Source organism: Bacillus sp. NTK071 (assembly GCF_017303315.1).
In the GTDB taxonomy this organism is placed as follows: domain Bacteria; phylum Bacillota; class Bacilli; order Bacillales; family Guptibacillaceae; genus Guptibacillus.
In genome coordinates, this window is sequence record NZ_JAFKOI010000098.1 from 1 (window position 1) to 264 (window position 264).

Below are 264 nucleotides of genomic sequence, written 5' to 3' on the forward strand. Positions count from 1 at the left end.
GGGCTAACGAGCGGCCTGTTCAAGGCGATGCGCATCCTGCTGCGCAAGCTGCCCGGCGGGCTGGCCTGTTCGACGGTGGGCGCCTCGGCTCTGTTCGCGGCGGCGTCGGGATCATCGGTGGCGACAGCGGCTGCGATGTCGCGCATCGCCGTGCCGGAAATGGTGCGCGCGGGCTATGACAAGGCGCTGGCCACCGGCTCGGTCGCGGCCTCGGGCACGCTGGGTTCGCTCATCCCGCCGTCGATCCTGATGATCCTGTTCGGC

At 70.5% G+C, this 264-nt stretch carries 1 protein-coding gene; it reads left to right on the forward strand.

The window, feature by feature from the left end:
- Nucleotides 1-264 (forward strand): TRAP transporter large permease subunit (locus JI666_RS22160; RefSeq protein ID WP_206895063.1); only part of this gene is annotated, 264 nt, incomplete at both ends.